We start from the raw sequence: 17775 nt of genomic DNA on the forward strand, positions 1-17775 counted from the left end.
GTGCGCCTGCTCTTTGGCATTGGTTTTATCCTCGCAGGCTTGGCCTTTCTTTTTTACCCACAGTGGGAAAAGAAAGTGTACGAGCAGAAGCAGCAACAGCTTATTGACGCATTCGAGCTGTTGGCAAGCGAAAACGAGTATTTGGCAACAGAAAAAGCTGCGCAGACGCACACGGCCCAAACCGCTGTGCCCACGACCATGCTGGAAGGGGCCATAGGCGTGATCCGGATTCCGAAAATCGATCTGGAAATGATGATTTTTGCAGGCGCAAATGAAGCGGTCTTGAGCAAAGGCGCAGGCATGATCGAGCCGGAAAAGGAATTCGGGAAAAACAACGTCGGGCTGGCAGGGCACCGTGGCGCGACTCGCGGCAAACAGTTCAATCGGCTAGATGAACTGGTGCCAAACGATGCCATCGAGATTCAGACCAAAACAGCCAACTATGAATTTATCGTCATGGATACGTTTGTCGTTGACCGCAACCAAGTAGAGGTGCTTGCCGATCAGCGGGAGCCTTTGCTCACCCTGGTCACATGCACGCCTGTCGGAGCGAAAAATCCGACAAAGCGGTTGATCGTACAAGCAAGGCTGTCATCCAAAAGCTGAGTTTTTACAGCAATCAACACCATACAGCATTGGTTTTCTCTACTGACAGTGCTTTGAAAATGACAGGAGGAACTTATGCGAAGGAAATCTTGGATCGTTGTTGTAGCCTTCTTTCTCATTGTCCAAAGTTTCTTCGGATTCGTATCGACAGCCCACGCGGAAGCAGCCGGGCAAGTTGCATTTGCAGGGGATGAGGAAGGAGGCGGAACTACGGACAATGATTCGGGAGCGACACCGGGCGATGATGGCTCCGGGGCGAGCACGGGTGATGACTCAGGCACCAACCCTGACGACGACTCCGGGCCGAACCCTGGCGACGACTCAGGCACCAACCCTGACGACGGCTCCGAGCCGAACCCTGGCGACGACTCAGGCACCAACCCTGACGACGGCTCCGAGCCGAACCCTGGCGACGACTCAGGCACCAACCCTGACGACGGCTCCGGGCCGAACCCTGACGACGACTCAGGCACCAACCCTGACGACGGCTCAGGCACCAACCCTGACGATGGCTCTGGCTCAACCCCTGACGATGGCTCCGGACCGAACCCTGACGATGGCTCTGGCTCAACCCCTGACGACAGTTCGGTCCTTCCGCCAGACGAGGATAATGCCGCCGCACCGACTCCCCAATCTGCCGGGGCGGACATCATCACCGAAACCCTCATCACGAGCGTCGTTATGAAAGACAAAGACGGCAACAACATCGAGGATATCCGACCAGACCAAGGGGAGCGCGTGCAGATTGAGTTCACCTGGAAACTGCCGGCAGGCCACCCGTATTCAGAAGGGGCCACGTATACCTTCGCGCTTCCGGACAAATTCAGGACCGACCGCACCCTGACCGGGGATCTCGACAACGGCTACGGAACGTATGAAGTGACGGAAGACGGCCTTGTTACGCTAACCTTTAACGATTCCATCAACGACGGGCAAGAGCTGGACAACGGCTACTTCTATGTGTGGCGCCAGTTTGATGAGCAGAAGCTTGAAGGGAGCACAAAGCAGCAAATCGACTTCAAGTTCGATGGAATTGCCCCGATTCAGGTGCATTTCAAAAGCAAAAACAACCGTCAAATCGAGAAATCTGCAAAAGCCAACAAAGGGATGAATCCAAGCCTGATCGACTGGACCGTTGATTTTAACCAAGGTGAACATTCGATCAAGGATGCTCTTTTTACCGATGAGCTTCCGGCCGGGCTGGAAGTCGACATGGCTTCCATCAAAGTTTTCGCCCTGGAAGTGAATCTGGACGGGTCCGTGATTCAAAAAGACGAGATCACTGCCTTCACACCTGAGAAAATGACGGATGCCAACGGATTCAAAATCAGCTTTGGCGATATTGACAGCGCTTATCGCGTCACGTACCAGACAAAAGTGACCGAAGCGAAAGACCGGACCTTCACCAACAACGCCGTTGTCACAGGAAGCAATCTTTCCGATGCCCTGCAAGACTCGGCAAGCGTGACGGTCAAATACAGCAAGCCGCTGACAAAAACGTCGCCAGACTACGATTCCCGCACACAGACCATTACATGGGCGATCCAGTTCAACTACAACGAACAGGCAATTCCGCAAAGCAATGCCTGGATCGAGGATGAGTTTGACACCAGCCATCAGCAGCTTGTGCCCGGCTCTTTTACCGTCTATCAAATGAACATCGACAACGACGGAAAAGCGACCAGAGCAGGCGCTGCCTTCACAAACTACAGTGTCAGCGAGACGCCGGACGGCTTCCGCCTGCAATTTGGCGAAGACGTGAACGCCGCTTACGAGATCACCTACCAGACAAAGGCCAAAAACCGCGTTCACGAGGACAGCTATACGGTTAGCAACAAAGCGAAAATCCACGACGGCACGACAGCCGAAGCCCCCAGGGACATCAATCAGGTAATCTTTTGGAAAACCGCCAAAAAAGAACGGGTGAACTACGAAAAGAAAACGATTGAATGGACCATCAGCCTCAATGACGACAATTGGGAGATGGATGCAGGCACTGTCATCTCGGACAGTTACGCAGGGCAGGGGCTGACGCTGATTCCGGAAAGCCTGAAAATCAGCGAACTGGAAAAAGATACGGACTACAGGCTAGAGGCAAACCCCGACTTTTCGGAAGGCTTTACCATCACGTTTTTGAACAAGCTGACGAAAAGCCATGTCATCACCTACGAAACAAGGTTTGACCCTACCTCCAAAGACCGTCCAAGCGTTTACAAAAACAAGGCGACCCTGACCTGGAGCGAAAACGGTACGCCGCAGACACCGATCAGCAAATCCGCTACCGTTACGCCGGATCACTACACCGCAAACAACGGAAACAAAACAGGCGTGTACAACGCCAAAACGAAAGAAATCACCTGGACGATTGATGTGAACTACAACCTCCACGAAATTGCCAATGCGATTATCCGCGATTTTTACAGTGGCGAGCAGACCTTCGTGGATGGCTCTCTGAAGGTGTACAAGCTGAAGCTGACAGGCGACGCAAACGGTGTAGAAGTTGTCGACGAGGAAATCCCGTTTTCCAATTTTCAGAAGCTAACAGAAAACGGCAATGACGGCTTTGAAGCTCACCTTGGCAACATTGATTTCGCTGTCCGGATTACGTACAGGACAAGCCTGGAAAATCTCCCTGTCCTGTCCGAATACACAAACCATGCGACATTGCATGACAGCGATCTCACTGCCCCTCCGCTCTTTACAGGCACAGCTGTCGTCAAGCCGGCATACGGCGGAAAATATTTGCTGAAAACGGGACGGCAAGGGACTGGTGCAGAATCCGAGTACGTTTTCTGGACCATCCTCGTCAACCCTGGTCAGTCGTATATTGCAGCGGGCGCTACCTTGACCGATACCTTGTCGGGCAATCAGCTTTTGCTCAAGGATTCCTTGAAGCTCTATGCGACAAACGTTGCCGCCAACGGGGGGCTGTCCAAGGCCGACGAGCTGAACCCGGACGACTACACGCTTCACATCAATGGCAACACCTTTTCCATCACCTTCAAGAATGAGTTGCGAACAGCCTACATTTTGGAGTACCAGTCCTTTATCAATGCGGATCATGGGGAAATCCTCGACAATGCGGCCTCGTTCGCCGGAAAAACCGTTGTCGGAGTTGACGAGAACGGAAACGAAGGCATCAAGGTCAGCCTGTCCGGGGCAGGGGGCGGCGCGAGCACACCGGGTAAAGGCCACCTCCAGGTTATCAAAATAGACGCTGAGACCAAGCAGCCTTTGGCGGGAGCAGAGTTCGGACTGTATGACAAATCCGGGACGACCCTGCTGGAAAAAATCGTGACAGATGCCGACGGTGTTGCGCTTTTCCAAAACTACAAATACAAGACCTACAAGCTGAAAGAACTGTCCGCGCCAAATGGCTACGTCATCCCGGATGACTACCGCATCGGCAAGGAAATCATCCTGAAAGCGCCTGACAACGCCGATCCAACCGTTCCGTACACGCTTGAGCTGACCGTAGAAAACAAACTGCTGCGGCAAGGCTTTGAACTGGTGAAGGTGGACTCCGAAAATCCGGCCAAGCTGCTGGAAGGGGCCGTTTTCCTGCTCCAGTTTGACAACAGCGGAACATTCGAAGACGTTGCTGAACTGACCACAGGTGCGGACGGGAAGCTGTACAAAGGCGATCTGCCACCGGGCAACTATCAGCTGGTAGAGACAAAGGCGCCGAAGGGGTATAAACTCAATCCGGCTCCGCAGCCGTTCACGATCGTCGCCAACCAGACCGAAATCGTAAAGCTCACCATGAAAAACGAGAAAAATGTTGGCGCAGTGGAGCTTGTGAAAGTAGACCATTACACGAAGGAGCCTCTTGCGGGCGTCACCTTCGACCTGCTTGACGCAGACGGCAATGTGCTGCACAGCAACCTGACAACCGATACGGACGGCAAGCTCCGTGTCGAGAACCTCAAGTCCGGCACATATCAGTTTGTCGAGACAAAAGCGCTGGCCGATTATCAACTGGCCGCCCCGCTGACCTTTGAGCTGATCGACGAAGGCACGCTGTCGCTTACATTGACCAACAAGCTGATTCCCGGCTCGGTCAAACTGACCAAGATCAGGGAAGGGTACCCGAATCACAAGCTGAAAGGAGCCGTTTTCACCCTGGTGGATGAGAACGGGCAAACCGTCAAGGACAAAGACGGACAGGAACTGAAAGGCTTGACCACCGATGACAACGGCGAGCTGATCGTCGAGAACCTCAATCCTGGAAAGTACCAGTTTGTCGAGACAAAAGCCCCGGCTGGCTATGTAAAAGCTGGCAAGCCGATTGCTTTTGAAATTCAGCGAAATCAGGTACACGGCAAGCACGTGGAAGTGGTCGTGGAAAACAAAGTGGCAACAAGCAGCCCAATCATCGGCTCCGTTGAACTGCTGAAAGTCGATCACGATACAAAAGCGCCTTTGTCCGGCGTCGTCTTCGATCTTCTTGACGCAGACGGCAAAGTGGTGCACAGTGGCTTGACGACCGATTCGGCAGGCAAAATTCGCGTGAACAACCTGCTACAAGGCACGTACAAGTTCGTCGAAACCAAGGCGCTGCCCGATTACCAACTGGCCGCTCCATTGGAGTTCGAGCTGATGAACGAAGGCACACTGTCGCTTTCACTGACCAACAAACTGCTGCCAACAGGCTCGGTCAAGCTGACCAAGATCAAGGCAGGCAGTCCACACCGCAAGCTGCAGGGAGCTGTTTTCACCCTGGAAGATGAGAATGGGCAAACCGTTATGGACAAGGACGGACGAGAACTGAAAGGGCTGACAACCAATGACAGCGGCGAGCTGATTGTCGAGAACCTCCATCCTGGGAAATACCAGTTTGTCGAGACGGCAGCTCCGGCTGGCTATGTGAAGGACAGTACGCCGATTGCGTTCGTCATTCCAGAAGGGCAAGCTCGCGGTGAGCATGTGGAAGTTGTCGCGGAAAACGAGGAAAAAACAGGTGGCGGCGGTACTGGGCCCGATCCGGACAAACCGGAAAAACCCGACAAACCGGATAAGCCGGACAAACCGGATAAGCCGGATAAGCCAGATAAACCAGACAAGCCCGAGAAACCGGATAAACCGGATAAGCCTGGTACTCCTGAACAGCCCGGCACCCCTGAGCAGCCCGGCACTCCAGGACACCCCGGCACTCCTGAACAACCCGGTACTTCCGAGCAACCCGGCACTTCCGGGCAGTCCGGCACTTCCGAGGAGCCTGATTCGTCTGCCCAGCCAACCAACCATGGGAAAGCAAACAACGCCGGGCAACCGACAGCTCCCGGAAACTCCGGCCAACCGGACGAATCCGTCGCAGCGAATAACGCCCGCGTACAAAATCATGCAGACGAAGCCTTCCCAAGCGGAAACGTACTGCCGCAAACCGGAGAAGAAGCTCCGACCGGCTCTCTGTTTGCTGGCGTGGCTTCCATTTTGACCGGACTTGCCATCATGCTGTACCGAAGAAAAAAAGCGGTGTAACCAAGCAAACCTGACCGTTTTGGCTGACGCAAGCGAGCAGTGACAGCAACTGTCAGCCAAAACGCCAAGCGAACTGCACCCCCATTGTTAGACACCACGAACAATGGGAGGTGCAGTTTTTCTATGGCCCAGTCCTCTTTTTTTATCCGAAAGCAATCGTCGCATTCGCCTCACGATCCGAGAAGCCGTCTCAGCAGCGGCTCGCTCTTGTACAAAATATCCAAATGAGTTGCCGCCACGTAATATTTATCACCTTCCAGTGCAAATACACTTTTCGCCATGACGCTGCCGTCGCCCGCCGTACTGCTGATCGAGCCCACGACTCTCCCGTCGACCCATTTGGTCGGGGAAAGCGATGGCACTGTGCGCAAGTAATGAATCGTTTCCTGCCCAATCCCCGCCACGACCGTGACGCGGATGTTGCGCTCGTAAATCAGCGACATCGTGCTGTTGAGCAGATCCATATAATGATTTTTGACGACCATGCTGCTGTATGGAACAAAGCTCTCCGTCCCGTCTTTCTTCTCCAGCAAGTAATCGCCGTAGTCAGCGGCCGGCACCAGGTCAAGCAGGCTTGGAAAATGTCTCTGGATCGCCTGGACGCGCTTGAACGGCCTACCCTGCTCCAAATAGGCGAGGTATACATTCATGTAAATTTCCAACACATTTCTTTTGCCCGGAACCGAGCGCGGGAGCTTCCCGCCTGCCCAGTAGCAGTAGCTGATCGGCGAGCCTGCGTTCGGCGTGGCAAAAACAAGCAGTTGGTCCACGTCGTTTTGGTACGAATCGCCTTGCACATACGCTCTGGCTACCAGACCGCCCATGCTGTGGCAGACGAGATTGACACGGCTTGCACCCGTCACCTGCTTCGCCCATTGAATGACGGGCACGAGAAACTGCTCCGCGGAAATGCCAATCGGCCTGCGCCAGTCATAAAAAGCGATGAACAACAGTTCATTCCGTCGGTACCCCATCTTTTCCAGCATGCGAACAAACGGCTCGTATGCGGTTCGCGCAAGACCAAAACTCCATTCCCCCGTCCCCGGTATAATCTGATCGTTCATCGACCCAAACAGCCCCGGTACAAACACAATCGGCACCTTTTGCAGAAAAGAACTCATACAGCAATTCCTCTCCCTGAAAATGGCCTATGTCTTTGCCTATTCCCCGTCGGCTTGTGTGGTTCCAATTAACCTTTTTTGTTCAAATGAACGAAAATCGTGTCCATTCTCCTCCCACGCCGCCGTAACAAACGATATAATAAGACGTCTAACGATTAGCGAGAGTTTTGCAGCAAATAATACGTGTCGGAGGATTCCCAAAATGAAGTTACACAAGTGGTTTATGCTGTTGCTGATGTTCGTGCTGTGCATGCCAGCGATGGGGACATCTGTGCAGGCTGCGCAGACAACTCCTGCGATCAGCATCTTTCTGGACGGGCAACAAGTCAGAAGCGACGTCGCTCCGTACATCATCCCCAAAGTCAATGTCACGATGGTCCCGCTTCGGGTCATCAGCGAAAATCTCGGTGCAGAAGTGTACTGGGATCAAAACTTGCAGACGGCTACCATCTTGAAAGACGATACCGTGCTGTCCATGACGGTGAACCAGTCTTACGCGCTCGTAAACGACAGCACCGTGCCGCTCGATGCTTCTGTTCAGAACAAGCAAGGCCGGGTCATGGTTCCGCTGCGATTTGTTTCCGAGCAGCTTGGCCTGCAAGTGGGCTGGACACAGGAAACGAGAACGATCACGCTGTCGACGGGAAGCCCCGTAGCCGTCACACCGCCTCCACAGGACATTCCGGGTGAAAACAGCAGCTCGCTGCCTGCTGTGCCAACAGCTCCCGTTTCCAGCAACGGTTCGCTGCGCGGCGTATGGGTATCGACCGTGTACAATCTGGACTGGCCTTCGACCGGCTCCTACGGCAACCAGGCCAAACAGCAGCAGGAATACATACAGCTTTTGGACGAGCTGCAAGCGATGGGCATGAATGCCGTGTTCGTGCAGGTGCGCCCTTCGGCAGACGCCTTGTACCCTTCCTCGCTCGTGCCGTGGTCCAAATATTTGACGGGCACCCAGGGAAAAAATCCCGGCTACGACCCGCTCGCCTTCATGGTCGCGGAAACACACCGACGCGGCATGCAGTTCCACGCCTGGTTCAATCCGTTCCGCGCCAACGTGGATGCGAAAACAGACCAACTGGCGGCCAATCACGTCGTGAAAAAACATCCGGAATGGATCGTCAATTCCAGCAACAAGCTGTACATCAATCCGGGCATCCCACAAGCCCGCCAGCAAATCATTGCCGAGATCATGGAAGTCGTGCAGCGCTACGACATCGACGGCGTACATCTGGACGATTACTTCTATCCGTCCAACGGCACCTTTAACGACGATGCGACCTTCAAAAGCTACAACAGCAAAAAAATCGCAACAAAAGCAGACTGGCGACGCGACAATATCAACCAGTTCGTGCAGCAGCTCAACCAGGCGATCAAAAGCGCCAAGCCGCATGTCCAGTTCGGCATCAGCCCGTTTGGCGTCTGGCGCAACATCGCCGTCGATCCGACCGGGTCTGATACAAAAGCAGGCGTAACGGCTTACGACCATATGTACGCCGACGTCCGCACCTGGATCAAGCAAGGCTGGATGGACTATGTCACTCCGCAAATTTACTGGAGTCTCTCCTTTGCCCCTGCCCAGTACGACAAGCTCGTTACCTGGTGGGCCAACGAGGTGCGCGGCACCAACGTCAAACTGTTCATCGGCCATTCGCCTTACAAGCTAGGCACAGCCGAAGCAGGGTGGCAAAGTTCTCAGGAAATTATCAATCAACTGAATTTCAATGCGACGATCCCTGAAGTCCAGGGCAGCGTCTTTTTCAGCGCCAAAGATTTGCGCAAAAACCCGCTGGGCCTGCTGCAAGCACTCAGCAGCTACTACAGCCGTTAGGCAACAGCAAAAACCCCCGAGCCAAAAGCAGCGTACAATCGCCGTTTTGCTCGGGGGTTTTCCCTTGCATGAGCTTAGTTTTGCGTCAGTTTTTCTACAATGAAATCGAGCTGGGCCTCCAGGGAGACCGGATCGTTAAAGTAAGAGCCGTCGCGGTCGATGCGGAACACCTTGTTGTTTTTCACGGCCGGAAGTCCCTTCCAGACTGCGGAGCCGTACACACTCTCCGGATCGGCATCATCGCCGCTCCAGGCGCTTGTGAAAATGTAATCGCCAGCGAAGTCCGGCAATGTTTCCAGCGAGACTTGCGCCCAGCCGGTGCCGCTGTCGATGGCAGCCTTTTGCAGAGCAGCAGGCGCCTTCAACTGAAATTCGCCGTAAATGATTTCGCCGCCGCGGCCGTAGTTGTGCCCGAATGCGTAAATGCCTTTGGCGTAAGGCTGCAAAATGGCAACGGTTTTGTCCCCTACTGCCGCCTGTACTTTTGGCTTCACCTCAGCGATCTTTTTGTCCCAGGCAGCAATCCACTCTTTGGCTTTGTCTTCCCTGCCCGTCATTTTGCCAAACTCCAACAATTGCTCACGGAATGTTTTCTTGCCGTACGGAATCGCAACAGTCGGCGCGATTTTGGAGAATTCCGCGAGATTTTTGTCACCATCGAACACAACGATCAAGTCTGGATTCATCGAGAGCACCTTCTCCACGGAAGAGCCGTCGCCAACGCTTTCAATGCCGTCCAGCTTGCCTTTCATGTACGGGTTCTTCATTACATGATCGGTAATCCCGATCGGCTTGATGCCCAAAGCGAGAAAATCGCCGACGTAGCTGTCTGCCAGCACGACCACTCGTTTTAGGTCTTTCGGAATTTTCACCTCTCCGTTAACGGCCTGATAGGTGATAAATTCGTCGCTGCTCTCGGTTTGGGCTGGAGCAGCCGATTGCTCTTGCGCCGGTTGGGCGGCATTATTGGCCGGAGCTTGTCCGCATGCCGCCAAAGCCCCGACGAGAACCAGCATAACTGCCAGTAAGATGACTCTGAAAGCTCCTGTCTGGTGCAAAATGAATCTCCCCCACATCCCTTAATAATGATAATCATTATCGACTAATTTTATCACAAATTCCCGTTTTCGCCACCCATTCTGTCCAAGAAAATGACGGTTTACCGAGCCAGCTTTTTCGCCCCTGCCTTGTCCATCCTCGCAAAGCTCTCTTTTCTACAAAAAAAAATGCCGCAAACCAGCGTCTGCGACATTTCCCTTGCTTTTTTCCCTATGTTTGGGGCAAATCCGGCTTCGCCTGATAATGGAAGTTCGGCGACTCCATCTTGTTGTCGTACATCCTGTGAAAAATGTGTGTAGCCGCAGGAGAAATCGGCGGAATCAGCCACGTCCAGTCCCCTGTAATCTTCCGGCCACTTTTGGCTTCTCTTTCCTCAAAGCGTTTGAACTGTTGACTGGCTGTGTGATGGTCGACAATCGAAACGCCTTTTTCCTTGAAGGAATGCAGCACGGCCACGTTCAGCTCCACCAGTGCCTTGTCTTTCCAGAGCGTCGCTTCCCGGCTCGTGTCCAGGCCCATGACCTCCGCGACTTTTGGCAGCATGTTGTAGCGCTGTTCGTCTGCCAGATTGCGCGCTCCGATCTCAGTCCCCATGTACCACCCGTTAAAAGGAGCCGCCACATAATCCAGGCCGCCGATTTCCAGGCGCATGTCCGCGACGATTGGCACGCCGTACCATTGCAGGCCAAGGTCTGCGAAGCCCGCGATTTCCGGGTGCGTGATCGGCACTTCGATGACCAGCTCCCGTGGTATCTCGAAAAATTGCGGCTTGCGCTCCCCGATTTGCACGACGAGCGGCAAGATGTCGTAGGGCGTGCCCGCCCCTTGCCACCCCAGGCTCAAGCAGAGCTTCGTCAGCTCAAGTGAAGCCGGATCGCCCAGGATGCCGTACTCCGTCTCGTACCCGGCGTAGCGAATTAACTGATGGTTCCAGATGCGCATCTGCGGCCGCCCCGGTATGGCAGGGGCGAAAACGGTAATGGTCGGACGCACTTTCCCGCCATTCGTCGCAAACTCAATGTGCCGCAACAACGCCTGAGCCATCTCCTCCTCTGTCTGCACACCGCGCTCGTCCAGCACAATGAGCGATTCCCAGAAAAAACGCCCGATGCATCGATTGCTGTTGCGCCAGGCCATCCTCGCCCCGTGGAGCAGTTCTTCCTCTGTGTGCTCGTAATAGCCTTGTGACTCGATCTGGTACCGGACTTCTTGCAAACGCTGCTCTGTCTCGGCTGCAGTTTTGTTCAGCTCGCTGTAGCAGGTGCGAATAAAGCGATAAGCTGCTTCCATCAATTGATTTGGTTCCATAGTACCCTCTTTCCCGCTGAAAAGGCGCTTGCCCACTGTGTATGTAGCTTCATTATAATTTTCCCCAACCTTCATTACCAATCTCCGGGGCGTTTCGCCACATAACTGTAAAACCTCGTGCCATCTTTGTGAACAACAGCCAGCGCCACCTGACGTGACCCTGGCTGTTTCGATGCAGATCGCTACTGGTTCGATTGGACAGCCTTTTTCCGTTCGCCCCTGCCCCGCGTGCAAAATAAACCAGCGGCAAAGCTTCAAAAATAGATTGCAAATCGCAAAAGAAAGGTTTACATTCTTTTTGAATGATAATGATTTTTATTATCAGCTAATAAGAATCTACTTATATGGTAAGTAAGGGGATGTGTTTTTACATGATGAAAAAATGGGGTTATCCGCTGTCCGCCGTTGTGCTCGGATCTTCTCTCTTGCTGTCTGCTTGCGGCAACACGGAAACGGCAAAGGAAGAGAAAAAGCCTGAGGCCACCCAACCGGACAAGCCAGCGGCAGCCGAAACCACCGCGAACACCGCTGCCGTAGACCTGCAGGCTCCAATCGACGCCTACCGCAAATGGGTCATTGAACAGACAGATCAGCTGGTAAAAGCGACGGAAAGCTTTACGGCCGCCGTCAAGGCTGGCGACATGGAAAAAGCGAAAAGCGAGTACGCGCCGGCTCGCGCCTACTTTGAACGAATCGAGCCGATCGCTGAATCACTCGGCGACTTCGACCCGTGGATTGATGCCCGCGAAGGCGATGTACCCGATAACGAATGGCGCGGCTATCACAAATTGGAAAAAGCGCTCTGGGAAACCAAGTCCGTCGCTGACCAAGGCCCGGTGGCAGACCAGCTTCTGCAAGACGTCAAACAACTGCGCGTAAAGGTCGAGAGCGTGGAAATCGACGTGAAAATGCTCGTAACAGGCGCAGTAGAGCTTTTGAACGAAGTTTCGACCAGCAAGGTGACAGGCGAGGAAGAGCGCTACTCCCATACCGACCTGTACGATTTCGCCGCAAACGTAGAAGGCGCACACGAAATTTTCAAAGTGCTCAAGCCTGCTCTCGACGCCAAGGACGAAGCGTTGTCCAAAGAGATCGAAACCCGTTTTGCCGAGCTTGACGCGGCGCTCGCGCCTTACCGCAAGGGCAACGGCTACGTGCTGTACACCGAATTGAAGGAAGACCAGGTGAAAAAACTGAGCCAGTCTCTCGATGCCCTGGCTGAACCACTCTCCAAAATGGGCACGATCATTGGAGGCTAACCTGATGGAAAACAAGCATCCCGCAAGCGACAACACGAAGCTGACACGTCGCGAGGCGCTAAAGCTGGCAGGTGTCGGCGGACTCGGGCTGATTCTCGGCGCTACTGGCATGAAATCGCTGCTGCCGTCCGCTTCCACCAGCGAAAAAGCCGCTGCAACGCCTGTGCCTGCCGACGGCATCATTCCTTTTTACGGCAAGCATCAGGCCGGGATCATTACACCTATGCAGGATTTTATCTGCATGGGTGCTTTTGATTTAACGACGACCTCGCTTGACGATGTGCGCAAGCTGTTCCAGAGCTGGACCGCCGCTGCAGCCCGTTTGACTGCCGGACAAACCGTGGACGAGGAAAGCGGCAGCCCTCACCTCCCGCCTGCCGATACAGGTGAGAGCGCGGGGCTGAATCCGATGCGCCTGACGATTACGTTTGGACTCGGCGCTTCCTTTTTCGACGGACGCTTCGGACTGGCTGGCAAACGCCCTGCCGCTCTCGTCGACCTGCCCCGCTTCAACAGTGACGAAATACGCAAGGAATGGTCTGACGGCGACATCGTCGTCCAGGTATGCGCCAACGATCCGCAGGTGGCTTTTCACGCGTTGCGCAACCTGGCCCGCATCGCGCGCGGCAAAGCGGTCCTCCACTGGGTTCAGGAAGGCTTCCAGCGCACAGGCGCGGCCGATCCAAAGGGTTCCACGCCCCGAAATCTGATGGGCTTCAAGGACGGCACTAACAACCCGCAGGTCAGCGACCCGGCTGTAGCCGATGAAGTCGTCTGGGTGCAGCCTTCGGACGAGCCTGCCTGGATGGCTCGTGGCAGCTACATGGTCATGCGCAGAATCCGCATGCGAATCGAAGTCTGGGACCGCTCTGCCCTGGACGACCAGGAAAATACGTTTGGCCGACACCGCGACTCCGGTGCGCCGCTCGGAAAGACAAACGAGTTCGACGATCTGGAGCTGGATCGCAAGGATGCTAACGGCAATCCGGTCATTCCGGCCAACTCCCACGTCGCTCTCGCCCACATGGGGGGCAAAGTCAAAATACTGCGCCGCGGCTACTCTTATTCGAGCGGACTGGATGCGCGAACCGGGCAGTTGGACGCCGGACTGCTGTTCATCTGCTTCAACCGTGACCCGCGCAAGCAGTTTATCCCGATGCAGCAAAAGCTCGCATCTGTCGATTTGCTCAACGAATACATCACCCACGTCGGCAGCGGCCTGTACGCCTGTCTGCCGGGGGCAAGCGAAGGCGGCTACATCGGAGACACACTGTTTTAACCAACTAGCAAGGATGGAGTGAACCCTTTGAAACGATACCTTTTTTCTCTTTTCCTCTGCCTGCTGCTGCTTTTCTCCGGGCTGTCGGCTGCCTTCGCAGCGCCGCTTGCTTCCGAACAGCTCAAACAGTTGATCGCTCTCTCCAGCGACGCGCTCATCAGCAGCGGCGACAAAAACTGGGACGAAGCGACAAAAGCCGTTGCCAGCATGAAGACGATCTGGGCTGCGAACGCAGCGGATCCTTCCGCAGACGCGCAGACACTGTCGGCGGCCATCGCGCAAGCAGAACAAGCTCTCGCTGAAGCACAAGCGAAGCCGGAGGACGCAGCCGCAGCCATTTCCAACCTTGCCAAAGCTGCCGATCGCTACGTCACGGCCCAGGAAGCACCCGCACAGCCAAAAGAAAAGGCGCACAAGCAAATCGCTGCCCTGCTGCCTTTTCTGGAAAAAAGCCTGGCTGCTGTCGAAAAAAGCGACTGGACACAAGCCAAGCAGCAGTACAACAGCTTCGTTGAAGGCTGGTACAAGGCCGAAAGCCTCGTTCGCTCGGAAAACGCCGTTATTTACGGCGATATGGAAGTGAAAATAAGCGGCGCACGCATCGCCCTGAACACCGAGCCGCCCCATCCGCAAAAAAGTACGGAAAAACTGCAAACACTGCTGCAGGCGGTTCAAGACTACGTGGCGGGAAAAGGCGGACAGCAGGCTGCGGGGGCGGCAGGCTCGGCAGAGCAGCCGTCCATTTCCTCCCTGCTGGAACTCATTACCTCTGTGGAGGCGGACATCGCCAGCCAAAACGCGGAAGAAGCGGCCGGAAAGATGGACAACTTCATCGCCACATGGCCTCTGGTGGAAGGCGTGGTCATGACCAAATCGCCCGCGACCTACAGCAGCATCGAAGCCAAAATGGTCGCCGTACCGACGCTGATCTTGTCCAGTCCGCCACAGTGGGACAAAGCAGCCGCCCTGCTCGCCGAGATGAAGGCAGAGCTGGAGCCGTTTGCCACCGCTTCCTCCTACACCGCCTGGGATGCGGGACTGATTTTGTTCCGCGAAGGATTGGAAGCGATTCTGATTATCGTGTCGCTGCTTACCTTCCTGCAAAAATCGGGAAATGCGGACAAGCGCAAATGGATCTGGTCTGGCGCGGCGCTCGGAGTAGCGGCTTCGGCAATCCTCGCCGTCGTGCTCAGCATCGTCTTTTCCAACCTCGCGACAGGCAGCTCCCGCGAGACAATCGAAGGCATTACCGGACTGATTGCCGTATTCTTCATGCTGACCATCGGCGCCTGGCTGCATAAAAAGTCGAACTTGCAGGCGTGGAACGATTTTGTGCAAAAATCAATCGGCACCTCGCTGGCAAAAGGCGCGCTCTGGTCGCTTGCCTTCACCGCGTTTCTCGCTGTCGTCCGCGAAGGCGCAGAAACGATCATTTTTTACATGGGGATGGCCGCGACGATTTCCATCACCGACCTGATGCTCGGCATCGTCGGAGCGCTCGTCGTGCTCGCCGTCATCAGCTTCGGCTTCATCCGGCTTAGTGCGCGGATTCCGGTCCGTCCGTTCTTTCTCGTCGCCAGCCTGCTGCTTTACTATATGGCCTTCAAGTTTATCGGGGTCAGCATCCACGCGCTGCAGGTCACAGGCACTCTGCCTGCGCACGGCGAGGACTTCCTGCTCCACCTGCCGGACCTTGGCATTTATGCGAACTGGGAGACGACGATTCCGCAACTTGCCATCCTGGCCGTCATTTTGCTTAACCTGTCGATTTACTCGTGGAAACGGCCAACCAAAGCGGTCAACGCGTAAACTGGCCGAACGGAAGGACAAACGCAGCTTTCTGGCACTACACTCTGCCAGAAGCTGCGTTTTTGATTTGCCCCGCCGTCTCCAACCGAAAAATCCAGACCTTTACCTAATCGACAAAATATATTCAATTATTACAAATTTTGATGAAAAAGGAACATCATATACAATAGGTGTAACCTTCCATTTACATTTTTCGTCATTAGGAGGATAGAAATATTTTTGGATTGGAGAGAAACATGGAGGTAACATCTAATTCTGTAAAAGTTGACGTGAAAACGGCTCCCCGCGTCCGGCAAAATATCGTCCGTCTGCTGATTCTTCAATTGCGGCCGCACCAGTGGACGAAAAATTTGCTCGTCTTCGCGGCACTGCTGTTTTCCTTGCACAAAGTGAGTACCGATGTCATTAGCAAATCGCTGTTCGCGTTTTTGTTGTTCTGCTTCGTATCCGGCTGCGTCTACATCCTGAACGACTTCGTGGACATCAAAAACGACCGGAACCACCCGGAAAAGCAATTTCGGCCCATGGCCTCCGGCGCCCTGCCGCCTGCGCTCGCCCTGACGTTTGGTGCGTTGCTGTTGGCTGGCTCGCTTTTTTCCGCTTTTTACTTTGATCGGTTGTTCGGAGTTGTCCTCGCTGTTTATTTTGTGCTCAATGTCGCCTATTCGCTCAAGCTCAAGCACGTCGTCATTCTCGACGTGATGATTATTTCCGCAGGCTTTGTCCTGCGGGCGATCGGCGGCAGCCTGATGATTAACACGCCGTTCACGCCGTGGTTTTTGCTCTGCACCATGCTGCTTGCCCTGTTTTTGGCGATCAGCAAGCGCCGTCATGAGCTGCTGCTGCTGCAAGCAGACAAAGGGACGCATCGCAAAGTATTGGACAGCTATTCGTCCGAATTGTTGAATCAGTTGAATACGATTGTCACTACGGCGACGATTATCAGCTACAGCTTGTTCACCTTTACTTCGGGACGCACGATTCATCTGATGTGGACGATCCCGTTTGTGATTTTCGGCATTTTCCGCTACCTGTACCTGATTACGATTACCGACAAAGGCGGCAGTCCGGAAAAAGTGCTGGTGCAGGACAAGCCGATTCTCATCACCGTCGTCCTCTACGCCATCACCGTAGCGGGCATCATTTACACCTTTGAATTTTAATTACACAGACAGGTTGTGGATCACCTTATGCCATCTATCGTTCTGATTCTCATCTCGGTGCTGCTTGGCGCATGCGGTCAGATTGCCATGAAAATGGGGGCGTCTTCGCTGTCCAGCAGCAATGACATGCTGCTGTTGAAGTTTCTGCATTATTTCACCAACCTGCCGATCATGGTGGGGCTTGCGCTTTACGGGCTGTCTGCGTTCATCTGGATCGCTGCGCTGGAAAAGGTGCAGCTTTCCTACGCGTATCCGATGGCGGCTCTCGGGTACGTGCTGGTAGCGGGACTGTCCTTTTTGATCTTTCACGAGCCGCTTTCGCTCACACGTATCGTCGGGCTTGCGATCATCGTCGTTGGCGTGGTTGTCATTTCCCAATCGTAATCACCATGAAAGAGGAGCTTGCCCATGTTGTATGCCATCGCGCCATTTATTGGCTGGTTTGTGTCTGGAGTAACCAAATTTCTCATCAACTACCTTCGCTTTGGACCGGAAGCGAAAAGGATGGTCGGAAACGGCGGCTTTCCCAGCACGCACACGACCGTCATGGTCACTACCGTGTTTTTGATCGGCTTGCAGGAGGGCTTCACTCATCCTGTTTTCGGTCTGGGGGTGGCGGTGACGTTTATTGTCATCATTGACGCCACAGGGCTGCGCCGAGCTGTAGGCAAGCACGCCGCCGCACTCAACGAGCTGGCAAAGGAGCACCCTGACAAGCCCTTGCCCACACCGCTGCGCGAGAGCATGGGCCATACCAGATGGGAAATTGCCGGAGGGCTGGTGCTGGGAATCATGCTCGCCACGCTGTTGCACCTGTTGGCTGGTGCCTTCCCTGTCCTTTCGTAGATTGCAAAAC

At 54.4% G+C, this 17775-nt stretch carries 12 protein-coding genes; 9 read left to right on the top strand and 3 right to left on the bottom strand.

Annotation, left to right across the window (positions count from 1 at the left end):
- Together AAFJ72_RS20925 and AAFJ72_RS20930 are read left to right on the top strand one after the other, a co-directional pair.
- Complete coding sequence (locus AAFJ72_RS20925) at positions 1 to 606, top strand: class D sortase (protein WP_432775579.1); 606 nt, start codon at positions 1 to 3, stop codon at positions 604 to 606.
- Between the two features lie 75 nt (positions 607 to 681).
- Entirely contained in the window at positions 682 to 6087 is a 5406-nt protein-coding gene (locus AAFJ72_RS20930) for a SpaA isopeptide-forming pilin-related protein (protein WP_432775580.1), read from the top strand.
- A gap of 170 nt (positions 6088 to 6257) precedes the next feature.
- Here AAFJ72_RS20930 and AAFJ72_RS20935 read toward each other — a convergent pair whose 3' ends face one another.
- Complete coding sequence (locus tag AAFJ72_RS20935; protein ID WP_432775581.1) at positions 6258 to 7208, bottom strand: lipase/acyltransferase domain-containing protein; 951 nt, start codon at positions 7206 to 7208, stop codon at positions 6258 to 6260.
- A 202-nt stretch (positions 7209 to 7410) separates the two neighbouring features.
- Here AAFJ72_RS20935 and AAFJ72_RS20940 point away from each other — a divergent pair, with 202 nt between their 5' ends.
- Entirely contained in the window at positions 7411 to 9042 is a 1632-nt protein-coding gene (locus tag AAFJ72_RS20940) for a family 10 glycosylhydrolase (RefSeq protein WP_432775582.1), read from the top strand.
- A 74-nt stretch (positions 9043 to 9116) separates the two neighbouring features.
- On the opposite strand, the gene AAFJ72_RS20945 is transcribed toward AAFJ72_RS20940, so the two are convergent.
- Both AAFJ72_RS20945 and AAFJ72_RS20950 read right to left on the bottom strand, forming a co-directional pair.
- On the bottom strand, positions 9117 to 10100 hold the full coding sequence (locus tag AAFJ72_RS20945) for an iron-hydroxamate ABC transporter substrate-binding protein (RefSeq protein ID WP_432775584.1): 984 nt from the start codon (positions 10098 to 10100) through the stop codon (positions 9117 to 9119).
- 211 nt (positions 10101 to 10311) lie between these two features.
- Positions 10312 to 11409, bottom strand: coding sequence for a nitric oxide synthase oxygenase (locus tag AAFJ72_RS20950; RefSeq protein WP_432775586.1), 1098 nt, complete (start codon positions 11407 to 11409; stop codon positions 10312 to 10314).
- 371 nt (positions 11410 to 11780) lie between these two features.
- Between AAFJ72_RS20950 and efeO the strand changes: the two genes are divergently transcribed.
- From efeO to AAFJ72_RS20980, 6 genes are all read left to right on the top strand, one after another.
- The gene (gene efeO / locus AAFJ72_RS20955; RefSeq protein ID WP_432775588.1) at positions 11781 to 12668 is read left to right on the top strand and encodes an iron uptake system protein EfeO; all 888 of its coding nucleotides are present in this window, start codon (positions 11781 to 11783) and stop codon (positions 12666 to 12668) included.
- A gap of 4 nt (positions 12669 to 12672) precedes the next feature.
- Positions 12673 to 13947 carry an iron uptake transporter deferrochelatase/peroxidase subunit gene (gene efeB, locus AAFJ72_RS20960; RefSeq protein WP_432775590.1) on the top strand — a complete coding sequence of 425 codons (1275 nt, stop codon included), beginning with the start codon at positions 12673 to 12675 and terminating at the stop codon, positions 13945 to 13947.
- A 27-nt stretch (positions 13948 to 13974) separates the two neighbouring features.
- The gene (locus AAFJ72_RS20965; RefSeq protein ID WP_432775592.1) at positions 13975 to 15756 is read left to right on the top strand and encodes an FTR1 family iron permease; all 1782 of its coding nucleotides are present in this window, start codon (positions 13975 to 13977) and stop codon (positions 15754 to 15756) included.
- A 236-nt stretch (positions 15757 to 15992) separates the two neighbouring features.
- On the top strand, positions 15993 to 16919 hold the full coding sequence (locus AAFJ72_RS20970; protein WP_122904566.1) for a decaprenyl-phosphate phosphoribosyltransferase: 927 nt from the start codon (positions 15993 to 15995) through the stop codon (positions 16917 to 16919).
- Positions 16920 to 16946: 27 nt separating this feature from the next.
- Entirely contained in the window at positions 16947 to 17303 is a 357-nt protein-coding gene (locus AAFJ72_RS20975) for an SMR family transporter (RefSeq protein WP_122904565.1), read from the top strand.
- A gap of 24 nt (positions 17304 to 17327) precedes the next feature.
- On the top strand, positions 17328 to 17765 hold the full coding sequence (locus AAFJ72_RS20980) for a divergent PAP2 family protein (RefSeq protein WP_122904564.1): 438 nt from the start codon (positions 17328 to 17330) through the stop codon (positions 17763 to 17765).
- Positions 17766 to 17775: the final 10 nt, after the last annotated feature.

It is taken from the genome of Brevibacillus gelatini (assembly GCF_050920745.1).
Classification (GTDB): Bacteria; Bacillota; Bacilli; order Brevibacillales; family Brevibacillaceae; genus Brevibacillus; species Brevibacillus gelatini.

Bases quoted from the DNA above. Each gene is read 5' to 3' on its own strand.
- AAFJ72_RS20930 (WP_432775580.1), top strand. From the start codon at position 682: ATGCGAAGGAAATCTTGGATCGTTGTTGTAGCCTTCTTTCTCATTGTC.
- AAFJ72_RS20975 (WP_122904565.1), top strand. From the start codon at position 16,947: ATGCCATCTATCGTTCTGATTCTCATCTCGGTGCTGCTTGGCGCATGC.
- AAFJ72_RS20980 (WP_122904564.1), top strand. From the start codon at position 17,328: ATGTTGTATGCCATCGCGCCATTTATTGGCTGGTTTGTGTCTGGAGTA.
- AAFJ72_RS20940 (WP_432775582.1), top strand. From the start codon at position 7,411: ATGAAGTTACACAAGTGGTTTATGCTGTTGCTGATGTTCGTGCTGTGC.
- efeO (WP_432775588.1), top strand. From the start codon at position 11,781: ATGATGAAAAAATGGGGTTATCCGCTGTCCGCCGTTGTGCTCGGATCT.
- AAFJ72_RS20970 (WP_122904566.1), top strand. From the start codon at position 15,993: ATGGAGGTAACATCTAATTCTGTAAAAGTTGACGTGAAAACGGCTCCC.
- AAFJ72_RS20935 (WP_432775581.1), bottom strand. From the start codon at position 7,208: ATGAGTTCTTTTCTGCAAAAGGTGCCGATTGTGTTTGTACCGGGGCTG.
- efeB (WP_432775590.1), top strand. From the start codon at position 12,673: ATGGAAAACAAGCATCCCGCAAGCGACAACACGAAGCTGACACGTCGC.
- AAFJ72_RS20950 (WP_432775586.1), bottom strand. From the start codon at position 11,409: ATGGAACCAAATCAATTGATGGAAGCAGCTTATCGCTTTATTCGCACC.